Origin of the sequence: Streptomyces sp. NBC_01116 (assembly GCF_041435495.1) — a bacterium.
In the GTDB taxonomy this organism is placed as follows: domain Bacteria; phylum Actinomycetota; class Actinomycetes; order Streptomycetales; family Streptomycetaceae; genus Streptomyces.
On sequence record NZ_CP108644.1, the window covers coordinates 2,667,654 to 2,687,160 of the forward strand.

Sequence of the window (19,507 nt, forward strand, 5' to 3'; positions counted from 1 at the left end):
CGGGCACCGGACACCGGTGGCCGCCCCCTCCCCGTACCCGTACCGCCTCAGCCTCGCCGCACCTCGAAGTGGAAGCACCCGTACTCCACGGCCCGCACGTGCGCCACCACCACCTCGGGGTCCGCGAACGCCTCGTCGAGGGCCGCGTCGAAGCCCTTCTCCGGGTCGGCCGGAAGCTCCAGCAGCCGGCCGCCCACGATGTGCCCCCGGGCGTCGTAGCGGCGCACCGCGCGCAGCGCGCCCGCCCGCGCGAAGGGATATCCGGCTTGCTCCGGGGCCGGTCCCGGGCACTCCTCGGCATGGATGAAGACGGGCCCCTGCTCGTCGTACGCCCCCGGGCTCGCCCCGGTCGCGGCGGCCCAGCGTCGCAGCGGGGCGTAGGAGACGAGGGCGATGCGCTCCCCCGGCCGGCAGCCGCGCAGACAGCAGCGCAGGGGGTGGCCGCCCCCTGCCGCGGGGTACGGGCGGCAGGGCCGGCCCGCGTCGTCGGCGGTGCGAAGTTCGGCGAGGGCGGCGGGATCGATGGGGCGTGGCTGATGTCCGGTCATGGTCCGAGCGTGTCCCGCGGAACCGTCCGCGTCCGGCGGAAAACGGACATCGCGTTGGGAGCACGTGCGTGGAAGGATGGGTGGAAACGTCGCTTATCAAGTCGCACACCTAGGAGCTGACCGCGTGCCTGGCACGAATCTGACCCGCGAAGAGGCACAGGAGCGGGCGCGCCTGCTGACCGTGGACGCGTACGAGATCGACCTCGACCTCTCCGGAGCGCAGGAGGGCGGCACCTACCGGTCCGTGACCACCGTGCGCTTCGACTGCGCGGAGGCGGGTGCGGAGTCGTTCATCGACCTGGTCGCGCCGGCCGTCCACGACGTCGTGCTGAACGGCAAGGACCTGGACGTGGCCGCCGTGTTCCGCGACGCGCGGATCGCCCTGCCGCATCTGCGCGCGGGCGCCAACGAGCTGAAGGTCGTCGCCGACTGCTCGTACACCAACACCGGCGAGGGCCTGCACCGGTTCGTCGACCCGGTCGACGAACAGGCCTATCTGTACACGCAGTTCGAGGTCCCGGACTCCCGCCGCGTCTTCGCCTCGTTCGAGCAGCCGGACCTGAAGGCGACCTTCCAGTTCACCGTGAAGGCCCCCGCCGGCTGGACGGTCGTCTCGAACTCCCCGACGCCGGAGCCTGCGGGCGACGTCTGGGCCTTCGAGCCGACGCCGCGCATCTCCACGTACATCACGGCCCTCATCGTGGGCCCGTACCACGCGGTGCACAGCAGCTACGAGAAGGACGGCCAGTCCGTCCCGCTCGGCATCTACTGCCGCCCCTCCCTCGCGGAGTACCTGGACGCGGAGGACATCTTCGACGTCACCCGGCAGGGCTTCGAGTGGTTCCAGGAGAAGTTCGACTACGCGTACCCGTTCGCCAAGTACGACCAGCTCTTCGTCCCGGAGTTCAACGCGGGCGCGATGGAGAACGCGGGCGCGGTCACCATCCGCGACCAGTACGTCTTCCGCTCCAAGGTGACGGACGCGGCGTACGAGGTGCGGGCCGAGACGATCCTGCACGAGCTGGCCCACATGTGGTTCGGCGACCTCGTGACGATGGAGTGGTGGAACGACCTCTGGCTGAACGAGTCGTTCGCCACCTACACCTCGATCGCCTGCCAGGCGGACGCCGCCGGATCGAAGTGGCCGCACTCCTGGACCACGTTCGCCAACTCCATGAAGACCTGGGCGTACCGGCAGGACCAGCTGCCCTCCACGCACCCGATCATGGCGGACATCCAGGACCTGGACGACGTCCTCGTCAACTTCGACGGGATCACGTACGCCAAGGGCGCCTCCGTGCTCAAGCAGCTCGTGGCGTACGTCGGCAAGGACGCGTTCTTCCAGGGCGTCCAGGCGTACTTCAAGGCGCACGCCTTCGGCAACACCCGCCTCTCCGACCTGCTGGGCGCCCTGGAGAAGACCTCCGGCCGCGATCTGAAGACCTGGTCGAAGGCGTGGCTGGAGACGGCGGGCATCAACATCCTGCGCCCGGAGATCGAGACCGACGAGAACGGCCGGGTCACCTCCTTCACCGTGCTCCAGGAGGCCCCCGCGCTGCCCGCCGGCGCGAAGGGCGAGCCGACGCTGCGCCCGCACCGCATCGCCATCGGCGCCTACGACCTCGACGCGGACGGCAAGCTGGTGCGCACCGACCGGATCGAGCTGGACGTCGACGGCGAGCGCACCGACGTGCCGGCCCTGGTGGGCAGGGCCCGCCCGGCGGTCGTCCTGCTCAACGACGACGACCTCTCCTACGCCAAGGTCCGCCTCGACGAGGAGTCGCTGCGGGTCGTCACCGAGCACCTGGGCGACTTCACCGAGTCGCTGCCGCGCGCCCTGAGCTGGGCCTCGGCCTGGGACATGACGCGCGACGGCGAGCTGGCCACCCGCGACTACCTCGCCCTGGTGCTCTCCGGCATCGGCAAGGAGTCGGACATCGGCGTCGTGCAGTCGCTGCACCGCCAGGTGAAGCTGGCCCTCGACCTGTACGCGGCGCCGGAGGCCCGGGAGGCCGCGCTGATCCAGTGGACCGAGGCGACGCTGGCGCACCTGCACGCGGCGGAGCCGGGCAGCGACCACCAGCTGGCCTGGGCCCGCGCCTTCGCGGCCACCGCCCGCAACCCGCAGCAGCTGGATCTGCTCCAGTCGCTGCTGGACGGCACGGAGACCATCGAGGGCCTGGCCGTCGACACCGAGCTGCGATGGGCGTTCGTGCAGCGGCTGGCGGCCACCGGGCTGCTGGACGAGGAGGAGATCGCCGCCGAGTACGAGCGCGACCGGACGGCGGCGGGCGAGCGCCACGCGGCCTCCGCGCGGGCGGCCCAGCCCACGCAGGAGGCCAAGGACGAGGCGTGGGCCTCGGTCGTGGAGTCCGGCGAGCTGCCGAACTCGCTCCAGGAAGCGGTCATCAGCGGCTTCGTCCAGACGGACCAGCGCGAGCTGCTGGCCCCGTACACGGAGAAGTACTTCGCCTCGGTGAAGGACGTCTCGGTCTCGCGCAGCCACGAGATGGCCCAGCAGATCATCGTGGGCCTCTACCCGGCCCTCCAGGTCGCCCCGGAGACGCTGGAGGCCACGGACGCCTGGCTGGCCTCGGCCGAGCCGAGCGCGGCCCTGCGCCGGCTGATGTCGGAGTCGCGGTCCGGTGTGGAGCGCGCCCTGAAGGCCCGGGCGGCGGACGCGGCGGCGGCCACGGCCTGACCCCTTCGCGTACGGCCCCGAGGGGCGCCCCCTCCGCCGCGGCGGAGGGGGCGCCCCTGCGGTTCCCGGCGGCCCGCTACTCCGGCCGCGGCGTGAGGACGAGCGGCCAGTCCTCGCCGGTCCGGACCCGCTCCACGGCCTGCCCGGCCGGGGTCCCGGCGGGCACGGTCAGGACGAGCGTCAGCTCCGAGGCCCGGCCGTACGCCCCGGGGTCGACGCGCGCCTCCACCCGCAGCAGCCGCAGCACCGCCGGGTCGCCCACGGAGCGCGCGGTGAACCGCTCCCGGTCCACCTCCAGCCCTCGGAGCAGGGCGGGGTGGGCGACGATGTCCACGGTCAGCAGCTCACCGTCCAGCCGCCGTTCGGCCCAGCCGTCCGTCTGCACCAGGTAGAGGCAGTTCTCCCCCTCGTACCCGTACGACCCGAGGCGGGCCGCGGCGCGCTCGTGATGGTCCGCCACGTCCGAGACGACCACGACGACCGTCGTGGCGTCCGGGTAGTCCAAATCCAGCCCCTCGCACAGCACGGCCTCTGCCATCTGCTGGTCCCCCGGGGAGTGCGGTAGCGGGTGTGAACGTCCGCAGGCTAGCCCGTGCCCGCGTGCGCCGTCCGTGCGGCCCCCTCGCGCGTTCGGGGGCCGCCCGCGCGCGGTGGGGTCTCCCGTGGCCTACGGTCCGAAGGGTCGTCGCAGGAAGCTTCGGTCGCAGGCCACGGGAGGGTTCGGATGCCCGGCTTCGCCGCCGTGCCGGTCGCGCCGGCGCTGTGCGCGGGTCTGCTGACGGGCCCCGCCGGCCCGGTGGCCGGCCGGCCGGACTGCCGGGCCGGTCCGGCGGGCTGCTACGACCTCTATACGTACGGCTACAGCCTCGGGCTGCATCCGTTCACCGGCGCGGACGACGTCCGGAAGCAGCTGACCGACCACTTCTGACTGTTCCCGGTCAGCGGTGGCTGTGCGGGGCGGATCCGGGCGGGGGCCCGCTGCGAGCTGCTGGGCGGCAATCCGGTCGAGGTGGAGTACATCGGTAACGACTTCTTCCAGATCAACACGCTGCCGGGGCACCAGCTGGGCCGGGGCATGCACATCCGCTTCGCCTTCTCGCGGACCCTCGGCTTCCACTCCCTGACGGTCCGCGCCTGGCAGGACCGGCCCACCGACTGCACGGGCGAGGCCCTCTGCAACACGGTGAACCGGGTGTTCGCCTGGGGGACCTGGCGGGTGCTGGCGAAGACGCTGCGCTTCTCCGCGTACGTCGCCTGAGCCGCCTGCCCGGTGTGGAAACCGCCCGGCGGGCGGGCGCTGGAGCGCAACCGTCCGCCGGGCGGGAACTCGAGGGGTGTCGCCCCGAGGGTTACGGGGTCAGGCGCCCGACTCCTCGTAGCGGCGGGTCAGCTCGGCGGCGCCGGACTCCGTGAGCGTGCCGTGCAGGCGCATCCGGGCCACCCCGCCGTCGGGAAAGGCGTCGAGGCGGACGTGGGTGACGACGGCCTGGGCGCGCAGCACGAAGCGGTGGAGGGTGTCGGGCTGGAGGCGGGTGCGCGGGACGATCTCGAACCACTCGCCGATGTCGCCGTTGCGGCCCTGGAGGGCGATCCAGCCGGCGGAGTTGCCCTTGAGGTAGGCGGTGTCGATCTCGATCGCGCGGACCGCGCCCTGGGCGGGGAGGCGGAAGCGGACCCAGTCGTTGGTGTCGCGGACCCGGCGGCGGCGGTTCTCCCAGCCGTCGTCCATCTTGCGGGAGGTGCCCGGCAGGATGATCTGGGTGGGCGAGGAGTAGAAGCGGTCGGAGGCGTCCTCGTACGTACCGCCGTTGAGGACCGAGATCAGGTCGATGGTGCCGAGCGCGGCGAGCCAGGCCGGGTCCGGGACGACCTCGCCGTGCACGCGGAGGCGGGCGATGCCGCCGTCGGGGTGCTGGCAGAGGCGCAGGTGGGTGTAGCGGCGGCCGCCGGTGATCTCGAAGGCGTTGGCGGCGTGGCCGCGTACGGGGGTGGGCGGGAGGATCTCCTCCCACTTCACGTCGTCGGCGAGGAGCTGCTCGGGGCTCGGGGCACCCTCGACGGAGGTGGCCTGCACCGATACGCGCTGCGGGTAGTTGCCGCGGAAGTGGGCGGTGTCGACGATCAGGCCGCGGACGATCCCGGGCGCGCCGAGCCGGACGATGGCCCAGTCGTGGTCCCCGGGGGCCGGGAAGGGGTTCTCGGCGTCCGCGCCCCTGCGACGGCGGGTCTCCCAGCCGTCCATGATCTTGCCCTTGTGCCCGAAGTGCTCGGGGTCGAAGACGGCGCGCTCACGGATCAGGAGGTTCTCGCGCTCGGCGAAGAACTCGTCGTTGGCGGCGATCACGCCCGCGCCGAGGCGGCGGTCGGCGAGGTCGACCAGCTCGGTGAAGGGGAGGTCTCCGGCTTCGCGGTAGTCGGCGTACGGGTCGCCGCCGCCGTAGGGCGCGGCGTCATTGGCGTGGGGGTCGGTGTCGGGGTCCTGGAATGCGGTCTCGCTCGCGTCGAAGGTCATGGCTCCTACCTTCACGCAACCGGACCCATCAGGTCCATCGAAAGTTTTCGCAGATATCTTTCAGCTCAGCCGAACGATGCGGCTGCGCTGGTGAGTGCCGCGAGGACCCGGGCCACCGCCGGTCCGCTCTCGGCCCCGTGCCGGACCGCCGCCACCACGTGGCGGCGCGGCCGGTCCGCCTCCAGCACCCGCATCACCACGCCCTCGCGACGCTCCCGGGCGGCCATCCGGGGGACCAGCGCGACGCCCATGCCCGCCTCGACCAGGGCGAGGATCGCGGTCCATCCGGCGGCGCTGTGGGCCTGCTCGGGGACGAAGCCCGCCGCCTCGCAGGCGGCGGTGGTGATCTCGGACCAGGGTCCCGAGCCGCCGAAGATCCAGCGGTCGGCGGCCAGGTCCGCGAGCCGCGGCGCGGGTGCGCCCGCCAGCGGGTGGCCGGCGGGGAGCGCCACGTCCAGCGGGTCGACGAGCAGCGGGAAGAGGCTGAAGCGGGGGTCGCGGGCGGTGGGCGCGTGGGCGGCCAGCGACAGGGCCAGGTCAACCTCGCCCGCGGTGAGCAGCTCGTACGCCTGGGCGGCCTCGGCCTCCCGTACGCGTACGTCGGGTCCCGGGCGGTCCTCGGCGCGCAGCAGCCGGACGGCGGGGACGACGAGGGCGGGCACGGCGGTGGAGAACGCGGCCACCCTGACCTCGCCGGCCTCGCCGCGCAGATAGCCGGTCAGTTCCGCCTCGGCCCGCTCCAGTTGGGCGAAGACCGCCTCGGCGTGGCGCAGGACGAGATGGGCGGCGTCGGTGAGGCGGACCCGGCGGCCCTGGGCCTCCAGGAGGTCGACCCCGAGCTGCTTGGCCAGGTTGGTGAGCTGCTGGGAGACGGCGGAGGGAGTCATCCGGAGCGCCTCGGCGGTCGCCGTCACGGTGCCCCGGTCGCGCAGGGTGCGCAGGATGCGGAGCTTCTTGACGTCCCACTCGGTCATGGGCGCAACCTACCGGCCCGGCCCGGGCCCCGGCACGGTCCGACGTCCTGTTCCCGTCCGGGGCCGGACGCACGGGTGCGCCGCGCGGTGGTTCCCACCGGCGGCGCACCGTTCACGCATGTCGTACGTGTGCGGGTCAGACCTGCTTCTTGGACTTGTCCAGGACCATGACCAGGCCCGTGATCACCACGAACAGGGCGATGGGCGCGACGACGTAGAGACCGATGGTCTCCATCGCGCTCAGGCGCGGAGCCGGGTCGTCACCGTCGTCGGGCGTGAGCGCGAGCGCCGGGCTCGACATGAGCAGCATCATCAGCGTCGTCCCGGCCGCAACGACGCCGGCGCGCATAGCGTTCATCTTTTCCACGGTGCCAACGTAGCGAACGGCTAGGGACGGCGCTCGCCCGGGGGTGCCGTACGAGGCTTTCGGGGCCGCAGGACGTCCATCAGCGCGTGCAGCCGGGGGGAGGCGGTGATCTCCTCCAGGGTGACCGGATGGCCCTCGGCGTCGGCGATCGGGAGGCGCCAGTTGGGGTACTGGTCCCAGGTGCCGGGGAGATTCTGGGGGCGGCGGTCGCCCATGGTGTCGGGGAGCCAGACACCGGTCATCCGGGCGGGGGTGCGCAGCAGGAAGCGGTGGACGGCGCGGACGGCGGCCTCCTCGTCGCCGTCGCCCTCGGGGAGCATCCGCAGCCGGGCGAGGAGGGCCAGCCACTCTGCGGTGTCGGTGACGTCCTCGGTCAGCTCCTCCTCCAGGGGGCGGGTGAGCAGTCCGAGGCGGTGGCGCAGCGTCACGTGGTCGCCGGTCAGCCGGGCGGCGGTGGAGGGCAGATCGTGGGTGGTGGCGGTGGCCAGGCAGTCCCGCCGCCACTTCTCCGGGGCGAGCGGCCGGCCGTCGCCGTCCCAGTCGCGCTCGAACCAGAGCACCGAGGTGCCGAGCACACCGCGCCGGGCGAGCGCCTCGCGGACCCCGGGCTCGACGGTGCCGAGATCCTCGCCGACGACGGCCGCCCGGGCCCGGTGGGCCTCCAGGACGAGAACGGCGAGCATCGCCTCGGCGTCCTGGGCGACGTAGGTGCCGTCGGTGGGCGGGCGCCCCTCGGGGACCCACCAGAGCCGGAACAGGCCCATGACGTGGTCGATACGCAGGGCCCCGGCGTGGGCCAGCAGTCCGCGCAGCAGGCCCCGGTAGGCGGCGTAGCCGGTGGCGGCGAGGACGTCGGGGCGCCAGGGCGGCAGGCCCCAGTCCTGGCCGCGCGCGTTGAAGGCGTCGGGGGGCGCGCCGACGGACATGCCGTGGGCGAAGGCGTCCTGCTGGGCCCAGGTGTCGGCGCCGGCCGGGTGCACACCGACGGCGAGGTCGTGGACGATCCCGATGCCCATTCCGGCGTCCTCGGCGGCCCGCTGGGCGTCGGCGAGCTGGGTGGCGGTCAGCCAGGCGAGGCGGCAGTGGAAGTCGACCCGGTCCAGCAGCTCGGTGCGGGCACGGGCCGTTCCCGGGGAGCGGGGGTCGCGCAGGGCCTCGGGCCAGGTGTTCCAGTCGGGGCCGTGCACCTCGGCGAGCGCGCACCACAGGGCGTGGTCCTCCAGCGCCTGGCCCTGCTCGGCCAGGAAGTCGCAGTAGGCGGCGCGGCGGCCCGGGGTGAGCGGCACCTCGACGACCAGCTCCAGAGCCTGGCGCTTCAGCTCCCAGACGGCGTCCCGGTCGATCAGCGCGCCCTTGTTCAGCACGGCCTCGCCGAGGGCGGCGGCGTCCTGCCGGAGGTCGTCCAGGGCGGCCCGGTCGCGGACGTGGCCGTACTCGGGGATCGACTCGACGCGCAGGTGCACCGGGTCGGGGAAGCGGCGCGAGGAGGGGCGGTAGGGGGAAGGGTCGGTGGGGCGCCCGGGAACGGCCGCGTGCAGCGGGTTGACCTGGACGAACCCGGAGCCGAGGGTCCGCCCGGACCAGGCGGCGAGGTCCGCCAGGTCACCGAGGTCGCCCATGCCCCAGGAGCGGGCGGAGAGCAGGGAGTAGAGCTGGACCAGGAACCCGTGGGAGCGCTCGGGCGGCTGCGGGACGCGGGGCGGGGCGACGACCAGGGTGGCCGTGGCGCGGCGGTGGTCGGGCGTACGGACGTGGACGCGGTGGACGCCGGGGGCGGGCGGGATCCACCAGGCGGGGACGGCCGCCGGAGCTCCGGGCACCCCGTCGGCGCGCTGCGGGTGCGGCGCGGAGGCGGAGGCGGTGGCGAAGGCGCTGACGGTGCCCGCGGGCGGCGCGGAGGCGGTGGCGCCTCCCGCGGGCACCGTCACCGCCGGCACGGAGGCACCCGCGGTGCCCGTCGCAGGCGGCACGGGCGGGGCGGAGGCGCCCGGGGGCGGCACGGGCGGGGCGGGGGCGGCCGCCCGGGCGCGCATGCTCAGCGGGGCGGGCGGGCGGCCCGAGGGGCGTCCCGGGGTCTCGGGCGGCTCCGGCTCGACCGTGACGGTCGAGCCGGGGGGCAGTCCCGTGAGGGCGGGCGGCAGGGGCTCGCCGACCCAGACCACCACGGTCGGCGGCAGCAGGCGCGAGCGGGACTCCGCGGCGACGAGGCACTTCCGTACGTCCGCCGGAGTGCCGGCGTCGACGCCCAGCGCGGCGAGCACGGCGATGACCGTGTCGTCGGGGACGGACACCGTGACATCCGGCGACGGGGAGTAGGAGGTGGCGACACCGTGCAGTGCGGCGAGCCGGGACAAGCCCATTCAGACTCCTGGGAACTCCATGCCCCCTGCGGTGCCGGGTGCGGTCGGCTCGCTGGTCAGAGGGGCGACGGCGGCGAGCGGAGGCTCGCTCGTGAGAGGGGTGGCATCGGCGAGCGGAGGCTCGCTGGTCAGCGGCGCGGAATCGGCGAACGAGGATTCGCCGAGCAGGAGGGAGACGTCGGCGAGCGGCGGCCCACTGATCAGGTGGGAGACGTCGGCGAGGGGAAGTTCGCTGGTCAAGGGCGCGGATTCGGGGTGCGTGGGTACCTGTTTGGAGAGGGCGGAGAGCAGAAGCTGCGCGGCAGCGGGCATGGTGGCCTCCTGGCCGTGGAGAACAGGACACAGCAGACCTACCCAGGCCTCGCCGCGGCAGACATGGACGTGATGCAGGCGTTATGACAACGAACCCAACGAGCCCAACGTGCTCTGGGTCACACTCCGTTCCCCCGGACGGCAGGTATGGGCCGTTTTCAGCCACTCCCGCCCGCCACACCAGCCCCAGAGGGCTCGAAGACGTCGCTATTACCGGCAAATACGGCAGAACGGCCATGCGCATTGACACCCTCGCGCCCGGGTGGTGGGCTCGGAGCCCACCGGGGCCCACCGCCTGCGGTCCGAGGGGGTCGGCACGGCGGTCCACCACCGGCAGTTGGACGTGACGAAGGGGAGCGCGACGTGCGGATCGGGCGCAGAAGGCAGGCGGCGGCCGTGGCCGCCGCCGTGATCGGCGGACTCCTCGGATCCGTCTCCGTCGCTCCGGCCGCGACGGCCGCTCCCGCCGATCCCGACAGGCCCGCGGTCGGCTCAGCCGACCGCGCCGACAGCACGCGTACCCCGTCCGTATGGCCCCGGCCGCAGAGCATGAAGGCCACCGGGCCCGCCGTGCCGCTGGGCTCCGAGGCCACGCTCGTCGCCGCGCCGGACGCCGACCGTTTCGCCGTCGAGCAGGCGCGCTCACTGCTGCGCGGGGCGGGCGTCCGGATCCTGCACGAGAGCCTGCCGGGCGGCGGGCCCGTGATCCGTGTCGGCGGCAGGGGAGCCGGCGAGGCGCTGCGGGCGCTGCGCGCTCCCGACCGGGCCGACCTGCCCTCGGGCGGCTACCGGATCGCGGTCGGCCAGGTCTCCGGACGCGCCACCGTCGCGCTGGACGGGCTCGGCGCGGACGGCCTCTTCCACGCCGTCCAGACCCTGCGCCAGCTGGTTGCCGACGGCTCGGTGGCCGGCGTGACCGTACGGGACTGGCCGGGAACCGCCGTACGCGGCATGGCCGAGGGGTTCTACGGAGAGCCGTGGACCCGCGAGGAGCGGCTCGCCCAGGTCTCCTTCATGGGCCGCACCAAGCAGAACCGCTATCTCTACGCGGCGGGCGACGACCCCTACCGGCTGGCGCGCTGGCGCGAGCCGTATCCGGCCGACAAGCGGGCCGACTTCCGGGCGCTCGCCGAGCGGGCGCGCGCCGAGCACGTCCCGCTCGGCTGGGCGGTCTCTCCCGGTCAGGCGATGTGCATGGCCTCGGACCAGGACGTCCGGGCGCTGACGAAGAAGATCGACGCCATGTGGGCGCTGGGCATCCGGGTCTTCCAGCTCCAGTTCCAGGACGTCAGCTACAGCGAGTGGCACTGCGACCTGGACGCGGAGACCTTCGGCAGCGGTCCGAAGGCGGCGGCCCGCGCGCAGGCCCGGGTCGCGGGCGCCCTCGCCCGGCATCTGGAGGAACGGCACCCGGACGCGGCCCCGCTGTCGGTGCTGCCGACGGAGTTCTACCAGGACGGGGCGACCGACTACCGCACCGCGCTGGCGGCCGAGCTGGACGACCGGGTGCAGGTGGCCTGGACCGGTGTCGGGGTGGTGCCGAAGAAGATCACCGGCGGTGAGCTGGCCGGGGCCCGCGCCGCGTTCCGCCACCCGCTGGTGACGATGGACAACTACCCGGTCAACGACTACGCCCAGGACCGCATCTTCCTCGGCCCGTACACCGGCCGGGACCCGGCGGTGGCGAGCGGTTCGGCGGCGCTGCTGGCCAACGCGATGGAGCAGGCGTCCGCCTCGCGGATCCCGCTGTTCACCGCCGCCGACTTCGCCTGGAACCCGAAGGGCTACCGCCCGGACGAGTCGTGGCGGGCGGCCGTCGAGGATCTGGCGGGCGGCGACGCGGGCGCCCGGGAGGCGCTGCTGGCGCTGGCCGGGAACAGCGCGGGCTCGGTGCTCGGCGCGAAGGAGTCCGCCTACCTCCAGCCCCTGTTCGACGCGTTCTGGAGCTCCCGCGCGGACGACTCCCGCCGCGACAGGGCGGCGGACGAGCTGCGCGCGGCCTTCTCCGTGATGCGCGGGGCCCCCGATCGGCTGAAGACCCCCGCCGACGGCCGCCTGACCGACGAGGTGCGCCCCTGGACGGAGCAGCTGGCCCGCTACGGCCGGGCCGGTGAGCTGGCGGTGGACCTGCTCCAGGCCCAGGCCGCCGGGGACGGCGCCGCCGCCTGGCGCATCCACCTGGCCCTGGAGCCGCTGCGCGAGGAGATCGCGGCGAGCCGGGCCACGGTGGGCGAGGGCGTGCTGGACCCGTTCCTGGACAGGGCGGCGAAGGTGTCGGCCGGGTGGAACGGCACCGACCGCGCCTCGGGCCGGGTCACGAAGGACGCGCACAGCTATACGGTCCGGCTGGCCGGACCCCGCCCGGTGGAGGCCGTCACGGCGCTCGCCGAGCCCGGAGGCGCCCTCACCGACGCGGTCGTCCAGGCGCACGTGCCCGGTGAGGGGTGGCGGGCGCTCGGGAAGCTCTCGCCGAGCGGCTGGACCCAGACCGCCGCGAAGGGGCTGCGCGCGGACGCCGTACGGGTCACGGTGCCGGAGGCCGCCCGTACCGCCCCGCCCTCCTACCTCAGCCCCACCCTGCCCCCCTCCCCCGCCGTCGTGGCGGGGTCCCCTCAGGTGCGCGCCCTGGTGCCGTGGTTCGGCGACGAGCCCGCCGCCACGCTCGACCTGACGCGCGGCGAGACCGACGCGGAGATCGGCGGCGAGCCCCAGCGGGTCGCGGCGCGGCTGGCCGGGCGGCGTCCGGTCGAGGTGAAGGGCAAGCTCACCGCGAAGGCCCCCGAGGGGATCGAGGTGAAGGTCCCGAAGCAGACGACCGTGCCGCGCGGATCGCGCACCGACGTGCCCGTGGACATCACCGTCCCGGCGGACACCCCGGCGGGCGAGTACGAGGTCCCGCTGGCCTTCGGCGGCCAGGAGTCCACGCTGACCGTGCGGGCCTTCCCGCGTACGGGCGGACCGGATCTGGCGCGTACGGCGAAGGCCTCGTCGTCCGGCGACGAGACCCCGGACTTCCCCGCTTCGGCGGCCACCGACGGCGATCCGGAGACCCGGTGGTCCTCGCCGGTGGAGGACGGGGCCTGGTGGGGCGCCGAGCTGCCGGAGCCGGTGCGCCTGGGCCAGGTGGTGCTGAACTGGCAGGACGCGTACGCCTCCCGCTACCGCGTGCAGGTCTCCGCCGACGGCCGCGTCTGGCGCACCGCCGCGACGGTGACGGAGGGCCGGGGCGGGCGCGAGTCGGTCCGGATGGACGCGAAGGGCACCCGGTTCATCCGGGTGCAGGGGGACGGCCGGGCGACGGAGTACGGCTACTCGCTCTGGTCGGTGGAGGCGTACGCGGTCGCGGACGACTGAGCGGGAGCGGGTCGGAAGCAGTCCGGGGCAGGGCGGGGCGGGAGCAGGGCAGGAGAGGGCCGGGGGACGACGAAGGCCCGGTCTCAGGCGGACACGCCGTCGATCCGGGCCATCACGTCGTCCGCGCCGAACGGTTGCAGATACGGCAGCCAGCGCGGGTCGCGGTGTCCGGTCCCGATGATCCGCCAGGCCAGGCCGGTCGGCGGGGCGGGCTGGTGGCGCAGCCGCCAGCCGAGCTCGGGCAGATGGCGGTCGGCCTTCACGTGGTTGCAGCGGCGGCAGGCCGCCACCACGTTGTCCCAGGCGTGCTGCCCGCCGCGGCTGCGCGGGATGACGTGGTCGACGCTGGTCGCGGCGGCCCCGCAGTACATGCAGCGCCCGCCGTCCCGGGCGAACAGCGCCCGCCGCGTCAGCGGGACGGGGCCCCGGTAGGGGACCCGGACGAAGCGCTTGAGCCGGACCACACTGGGCGCGGGCACGGCACGGGTGGCACTGTGCAGAAAGGAGCCGGACTCTTCAAGGCAGATGGCCTTGTTCTCCAGGACGAGGACGAGCGCGCGGCGGAGCGGTACGACGCCGAGCGGCTCGTACGACGCGTTGAGAACCAGGACGTGCGGCACGGTGGATGCCTCCTTGTACGCCGGCGGCGCGTGGCTCGCGCCGGGACGATCCGATCTCAGTCTCTCCTCATGCCTGGTCAAAGCGCCACCACGTACGGGTAACGGGCCGAGAGGATTTTTCTCACTCCGGGCTCCGCACACCGTTCGGCGGTGCCGAACAGGTGTTTCACCTGGGTGGCCGTCCGCACTGTGCGATCGGCCACAGCGGAGGTGTTCCCGGTGAGACCCGTCTCTCCTCCCGCGACGGCAACGATCCACTCCCCCGGCTTCGTTAGTGTTGTTGACCAGCCGTCGTCCCCCTGGAGGTCCCCGTCGTGTCGCTGTCCGTCCTCTTGGCCGCAGCCCCGTCTCCCGAGCCGGGCGGCTCGCTGGGCGAAGCCGCCGAACAGGCCGGGAACGCCGCGGGCTGGGTCGAGGAGAACTGGTCCACCTGGCTGAGCACCGGGTTGCGCATCCTGTTGATCGTGGCGGTCGCGATCACGTTGCGTTACCTGATCCGGCGCGCCCTGACCAACCTGATCGACCGGATGAACCGCAGCGCCCAGGCGGTGGAGGGCACGGCACTGGGCGGGCTGCTGGTGAACGCCGAGCGCAGACGCCAGCGCTCGGAGGCGATCGGCTCGGTGCTGCGCTCGGTGGCCTCGTTCGTGATCATGGGCACGGCCGCCCTGATGGTCCTGGGCGCCTTCAAGATCAACCTGGCGCCCCTCCTCGCCTCCGCCGGCGTCGCGGGCGTGGCACTCGGCTTCGGCGCCCGCAACCTGGTCACGGACTTCCTCTCCGGCGTCTTCATGATCCTCGAGGACCAGTACGGGGTCGGGGACACCGTCGACGCGGGGGTGGCCTCCGGCGAGGTCATCGAGGTGGGGCTGCGCGTCACCAAGCTGCGCGGCGACAACGGCGAGATCTGGTACGTCCGCAACGGCGAGGTGAAGCGGATAGGCAACCTCAGCCAGGGCTGGTCCACGGCCGGGATCGACGTCACGGTGCGCCCGACGGAGAAGCTGGAGCACGTCCGCGAGGCGATCGCCACGGCCGCCGACACGATGACGAAGGAAGAGCCCTGGTCGGAGCGGCTGTGGGGCCCGGTGGAGGTGCTCGGCCTGGACGCGGTCCTGCTGGACTCCATGACCGTCCGCGTCACCGCGAAGACGATGCCGGGCAAGGCCCTCGGAGTGGAGCGCGAGCTGCGCTGGCGCATCAAGCAGGCGCTGGACGACGCGGGCATCCGGATGGTCGGCACCCTGCCGCTCCAGGTGGAGGGCGAGTCCACTGCGGACCCGACGGCCGCGATGGCGGCCCCCTCCGCGTACGCCTCGGCGACCTCGCCGCAGTCGCTGGCGGCGACGCCGATACCGCCGCCGACGAACCTGAGCAAGTAGCGGCCGGCGCGGAAGGGGCGCCCCACCCGGTTCGGGTGGGGCGCCCCTTCCGTTGTCATGGCGCGGTGGTCTTCTTCCGCTGGTTGCAGGGGTGCTGGGCGTTGATCTCGGCGCGCGTCATGATCTTGCCCTCATGCGTGACGAACTCGCCGTCCGCGAGATCGGCGGACTTCAGCTCGGCGAGGTCGACATAGCCCGAAGCGCTGCCGGCCTCGCCCTTCCTCTCCTGCCGCGTCTCTACGTAGAACTCGTCCGGCAGGGCGCCGGACAGCTGTTCGGTCACCGTGGCGAAGTCGCGCGGACTGTTCACCCGGAACACCCCGGTGCGCGCCTCGGCCGTACGAGGCTCACGTGCGCTCCACAGCGTCTCGAAGGAGATCTTCTTCTCGTCCTCCGTCCGCACGTAGACCGCCGCCCCCGTGATCGTCTCGTCGCGGCAGACCGGCATGGCCACCACCAGCTCGGAACCGTCCATGCGGAAGCCGGCGTACATGATGGTCGGCGGGGTCAGGTGGCACGAGGTCAGCAGCATCACCGCCGGGGCCACCCCGGCGAGTACCCGCGCGCACCTCCTCACGCCACGTCTTCGTATCCGCCCACCCATCGAGCCCCCCTCCCGGACAGAAACACGTCCGCCCCAGGATGCCGCGATACCGACCGGGCGAGGTAACACTTTGATTGCCGGACGGGGGTCACCCATTGACGCCCCGGTGACCTGCGTCCTACCGTCCTCTCAACCGAATAGGAAACTTTCCTAACAGAGTCTCTCCGGATCCACTCCGGAGGTCCTGAACAGAGGGCGGTGCATCCACGATGGCGGGAACCACTCCCGGCGCACCCGGCACCCCGGGCACACCACGGGTGCTGCGGGCCATGAACGACCGGGCCGCCCTCGATCTGCTGCTGGAGCACGGACCGCTCTCCCGGACCCGGATCGGGAAGCTGACCGGTCTCTCCAAGCCCACCGCCTCCCAGCTCCTGGCCCGGCTGGAGGCGGCCGGGCTGGTCGTCGCCACCGGGACCAGCGAGGGGCGTCCCGGGCCCAACGCGCAGCTCTACACCGTGAACGCGCGGGCCGCCCATGTGGCCGGGCTCGACGTGAACGGGCGGCGGATCGTCGCCGCCGTCGCGGACGTGACCGGGCGGACCGTCGGGGAGTTCGAGCTGGCGACGCCGGGCCGGCGCGCCGACAGCGTGGTGCGTCAGGTCGCCGACGCGCTGGACGGGGCGGTGAAGGACGCCGGGCTCACCCGCGCCGACGTCCACCGGCTCGTCATCGGCACCCCGGGCGCCTTCGACCCGGGCACCGGACGGCTGCGGTACGCCTCGCACCTGCCCGGCTGGCACTCCCCCACCCTGCTGGACGAGCTGGCCGCGTTCCTGCCGATGCCGGTGGAGTACGAGAACGACGTCAATCTGGTCGCCGTCGCCGAGCAGCGCCTGGGCGCGGCCCGCGGCCACGACGACTTCGTCCTGCTCTGGAACGAGGAGGGCCTCGGCGCCGCCCTCGTCATCAACGGCCGGCTGCACCGCGGCTTCACCGGCGGCGCGGGCGAGGTCGGCTTCCTGCCGGTGCCGGGTACCCCGCTCGTGCGCCAGGTCGTCAAGGCCAACAGCGGCGGCTTCCAGGAGCTGGCGGGCGCCCAGGCGGTGCCCCGGCTCGCGAAGGCGCTGGGCGTCGACACCCCGCAGCAGCCGTACGCGAAGGTCGCCGCCGACCTGCTGGCGCGGGCGGCCGACGCGTACGAGCGGGACGAGGCGCTCACCGAGCTGCTGCGCCAGTACGCCCAGCGGCTCGCCACCGGCCTCGCCTCCGTCACCGCCGTCCTGGACCCCGGGCTGATCGTGCTCTCCGGCCAGGCGGTCGCGGCGGGCGGCGAGATCCTGCGCTCCCTGATCCAGTCCGAGCTGGCCGAGCTCGCCGCCTCCCGCCCCCGGCTCGTGGTCGGCGAGATCGACCGCACCCCCGTACTGCGCGGCGCCCTGGAGAGGGCGCTCGCCGACACCCGCGACGAAGTGTTCGACACCTCGCGCTGAACCACCGCTCCTCCCCCGTTCCCCGTCGTCTGCCTCTTCCCCGTCCCTGGGAGTTTTGTCATGCGCACAAGCCGTCTCACCACCACCGCCGTCGCCGTCGCCGCGATATCGGTGCTCGCCACCGCGTGTACGGGCCAGTCCGAGGCCGGCGCCTCCGACGACCCGAACGCGAAGACCACGATCAACTTCTGGCACGGCTGGAGCGCGCCCGCCGAGGTGAAGGCGGTCAAGGACAACATCGACCGGTTCGAGAAGGCCCACCCGAACATCACGGTGAAGGTCTCCGGCAACATCAACGACGACAAGCTCAACCAGGCGCTGCGCGCGGGCGGTTCGAACGGGCCCGACGTGGTCTCCTCCTTCACCACCGCCAATGTCGGCAAGTTCTGCTCGTCCGGCGCGTTCGCGGACCTGAAGCCGTTCATCGAGAAGTCGAAGCTCGACCTGGAGAAGACCTTCCCGAAGGTCCTCCTCGACTACACCCAGTTCGAGGGCAAGCGCTGCGCCCTGCCGCTGCTCACCGACGCCTACGGCCTCTACTACAACAAGGACGCCTTCGAGAAGGCCGGGATCACCGCGCCGCCGAAGACCATGTCGGAGCTGGCGAGCGTCGCCAAGAAGCTGACGGTCGAGAAGGGCGACAGCTACGAGCAGCTCGGCTTCATGCCGACCTTCCACGGCTACGAGACCGTCGCCGACCACTACCTGTCCTCGTGGGACCACAAGTACTTCGACGAGAACGGCAAGTCCAACATCGCCAAGGACCCGGCGTTCGCGGAGATGTTCACGTACCAGAAGAAGCTCGTCGAGGACCTCGGCGGCTACGACAGGCTGGAGAAGTACCGGGGCACCTTCGGTGACGAGTGGGGCGCCAAGCACCCGTTCCACACCGGGCAGGTGGCCATGCAGCTGGACGGCGAGTGGCGGCTCGGGATGGCCGAGGACACCAAGCCCGGCTTCGAGATCGGCGTCGCGCCGATGCCCGTCGCCGACGACGAGGCGGACAGCTACGGCAAGGGCTTCCTCTCCGGCACCATCGTGGGCATCGCCCCGGCCAGTACGAAGCAGAACGCCGCGTGGGAGCTGGTCAAGTTCATGACCAGCGACACCGAGGCGGTCGTGGACTTCGCCAACGGCATCCGCAACGTGCCCTCCACCTTCGAGGCGCTGAAGTCCCCCGACCTGAAGTTCGACCCGCGTTTCAAGACCTTCCTGGACATCGCGCAGCACCCGAAGTCCAACACCCCCGACGGGGCCGTCAACGGATCCACGTACCAGCAGACGATCCAGGACTTCGGCTACCAGTACGAGAAGGGCGCGGTGAAGGACCTCCAGGCCGGTCTGGAGAAGACCGCGAAGCAGATCGACACCGACATCGCCAAGGCCAAGTAGCCCCCGATGACGACGCACACACTCCGCTCCAAGCGCCGCAGGTCGGCACTGCGCACGGCGGCCTTCATGTCGCCGTGGCTGATCGGGTTCTCGGTCTTCTTCGTCTACCCGATGATCTCGACCGTCTACTTCTCCTTCACCCAGTACGACGGTTTCGGGGCGCCGGTCTTCAACGGGCTGACCAACTGGACGTACGTGTTCAGCGACTACCCGATGTTCTGGCCGTCGCTGCGCAACACCCTGTGGCTGGTCCTCGTCATGGTCACCTGCCGGGTCGTCTTCGGCCTCGGCATCGGCATGCTGATCACGAAGATCAAGACGGGGACCGGGGTCTTCCGGACCCTCTTCTACCTGCCCTACCTGGCCCCGCCGGTCGCCGCGACGCTCGCCTTCGTCTTCCTGCTCAATCCCGGCACGGGGCCCGTCAACGCGATCCTCGGGGACCTGGGGCTGCCGACGCCGGGCTGGTTCAACGACGCCTCCTGGTCCAAGCCGGCGCTCACCATGCTCGCGGTGTGGGGCATCGGGGACCTGATGGTCATCTTCATGGCGTCGCTGCTGGACGTGCCGACCGAGCAGTACGAGGCGGCCGAGCTGGACGGCGCGTCCGCCTGGCAGAAGTTCCGCTTCGTGACCCTGCCGAACATCTCGCCGATCGTGCTGTTCGCCGTGGTGACGGGCGTCATCCAGGCGATGCAGTACTACACGCAGCCACTCGTCGCCGGGAAGGTCGCCTCGGGGGTCATCGGCGGCTCCGGCCAGTCCTTCGAACCCGGCTATCCCGACAAGTCGACACTGACGCTCCCGCAGCTCGTCTACAACCTGGGCTTCCAGCGCTTCGACTACGGCGCCGCCTGCGTCGTCGCCCTCGTCCTGTTCGCCCTGGCCATGGCCTTCACCGCGCTGCTCATGCGGGGCCGCAACAACCTGATCCAGGCCGGTGACTGA

15 protein-coding genes and 1 pseudogene are annotated in these 19,507 nt (G+C 72.7%); 7 read left to right on the forward strand and 9 right to left on the reverse strand.

Annotated elements, in window-relative coordinates; all coding sequences use genetic code 11:
* Positions 1-47: 47 nt before the first annotated feature.
* The gene (locus tag OG245_RS11620) at positions 48-548 is read right to left on the reverse strand and encodes a DUF1203 domain-containing protein (RefSeq protein WP_371623444.1); all 501 of its coding nucleotides are present in this window, start codon (positions 546-548) and stop codon (positions 48-50) included.
* A gap of 124 nt (positions 549-672) precedes the next feature.
* On the opposite strand from OG245_RS11620, the gene pepN reads away from it, so the two are divergent.
* On the forward strand, positions 673-3,249 hold the full coding sequence (gene pepN / locus OG245_RS11625; RefSeq protein WP_371623445.1) for an aminopeptidase N: 2,577 nt from the start codon (positions 673-675) through the stop codon (positions 3,247-3,249).
* A gap of 76 nt (positions 3,250-3,325) precedes the next feature.
* Here the strand turns inward: pepN and OG245_RS11630 are convergent, their stop codons facing one another.
* Positions 3,326-3,787, reverse strand: a complete 462-nt coding sequence (locus tag OG245_RS11630; protein ID WP_371623446.1) for a hypothetical protein — start codon at positions 3,785-3,787, stop codon at positions 3,326-3,328.
* A 186-nt stretch (positions 3,788-3,973) separates the two neighbouring features.
* Here OG245_RS11630 and OG245_RS11635 point away from each other — a divergent pair.
* Positions 3,974-4,507, forward strand: a pseudogene (locus OG245_RS11635) (hypothetical protein).
* Positions 4,508-4,606: 99 nt separating this feature from the next.
* Here the strand turns inward: OG245_RS11635 and alc are convergent.
* From alc to OG245_RS11660, 5 genes are all read right to left on the reverse strand, one after another.
* On the reverse strand, positions 4,607-5,761 hold the full coding sequence (alc, locus tag OG245_RS11640) for an allantoicase (RefSeq protein WP_371623447.1): 1,155 nt from the start codon (positions 5,759-5,761) through the stop codon (positions 4,607-4,609).
* Between the two features lie 65 nt (positions 5,762-5,826).
* On the reverse strand, positions 5,827-6,735 hold the full coding sequence (locus tag OG245_RS11645) for a LysR family transcriptional regulator (RefSeq protein WP_371623448.1): 909 nt from the start codon (positions 6,733-6,735) through the stop codon (positions 5,827-5,829).
* Between the two features lie 136 nt (positions 6,736-6,871).
* Complete coding sequence (locus OG245_RS11650; protein ID WP_003969133.1) at positions 6,872-7,084, reverse strand: hypothetical protein; 213 nt, start codon at positions 7,082-7,084, stop codon at positions 6,872-6,874.
* 38 nt (positions 7,085-7,122) lie between these two features.
* Positions 7,123-9,462: a 4-alpha-glucanotransferase gene (malQ, locus tag OG245_RS11655; RefSeq protein ID WP_371623449.1), complete on the reverse strand. Its 2,340-nt coding sequence runs from the start codon at positions 9,460-9,462 to the stop codon at positions 7,123-7,125.
* The gene (locus OG245_RS11660) at positions 9,463-9,774 is read right to left on the reverse strand and encodes a hypothetical protein (RefSeq protein WP_371623450.1); all 312 of its coding nucleotides are present in this window, start codon (positions 9,772-9,774) and stop codon (positions 9,463-9,465) included.
* 363 nt (positions 9,775-10,137) lie between these two features.
* Between OG245_RS11660 and OG245_RS11665 the strand changes: the two genes are divergently transcribed.
* A complete protein-coding gene (locus tag OG245_RS11665) occupies positions 10,138-13,128 on the forward strand; it encodes a beta-N-acetylglucosaminidase domain-containing protein (protein ID WP_371623451.1) in 2,991 nt (996 codons plus the stop codon).
* Positions 13,129-13,211: 83 nt separating this feature from the next.
* On the opposite strand, the gene OG245_RS11670 is transcribed toward OG245_RS11665, so the two are convergent.
* The gene (locus OG245_RS11670; RefSeq protein WP_003969129.1) at positions 13,212-13,748 is read right to left on the reverse strand and encodes an HNH endonuclease; all 537 of its coding nucleotides are present in this window, start codon (positions 13,746-13,748) and stop codon (positions 13,212-13,214) included.
* 314 nt (positions 13,749-14,062) lie between these two features.
* Between OG245_RS11670 and OG245_RS11675 the strand changes: the two genes are divergently transcribed.
* Entirely contained in the window at positions 14,063-15,130 is a 1,068-nt protein-coding gene (locus OG245_RS11675; protein WP_371623452.1) for a mechanosensitive ion channel family protein, read from the forward strand.
* A 55-nt stretch (positions 15,131-15,185) separates the two neighbouring features.
* Here the strand turns inward: OG245_RS11675 and OG245_RS11680 are convergent, their stop codons facing one another.
* The gene (locus OG245_RS11680) at positions 15,186-15,707 is read right to left on the reverse strand and encodes a hypothetical protein (protein WP_371623453.1); all 522 of its coding nucleotides are present in this window, start codon (positions 15,705-15,707) and stop codon (positions 15,186-15,188) included.
* Between the two features lie 236 nt (positions 15,708-15,943).
* On the opposite strand from OG245_RS11680, the gene OG245_RS11685 reads away from it, so the two are divergent.
* From OG245_RS11685 to OG245_RS11695, 3 genes are read left to right on the forward strand one after another with little or no spacing between them, the layout of a single operon-like run.
* The gene (locus OG245_RS11685) at positions 15,944-17,167 is read left to right on the forward strand and encodes an ROK family protein (RefSeq protein ID WP_371623454.1); all 1,224 of its coding nucleotides are present in this window, start codon (positions 15,944-15,946) and stop codon (positions 17,165-17,167) included.
* A 60-nt stretch (positions 17,168-17,227) separates the two neighbouring features.
* Positions 17,228-18,559: an ABC transporter substrate-binding protein gene (locus OG245_RS11690; RefSeq protein WP_007455060.1), complete on the forward strand. Its 1,332-nt coding sequence runs from the start codon at positions 17,228-17,230 to the stop codon at positions 18,557-18,559.
* Positions 18,560-18,565: 6 nt separating this feature from the next.
* Positions 18,566-19,507, forward strand: coding sequence for a carbohydrate ABC transporter permease (locus tag OG245_RS11695; RefSeq protein WP_371623455.1), 942 nt, complete (start codon positions 18,566-18,568; stop codon positions 19,505-19,507).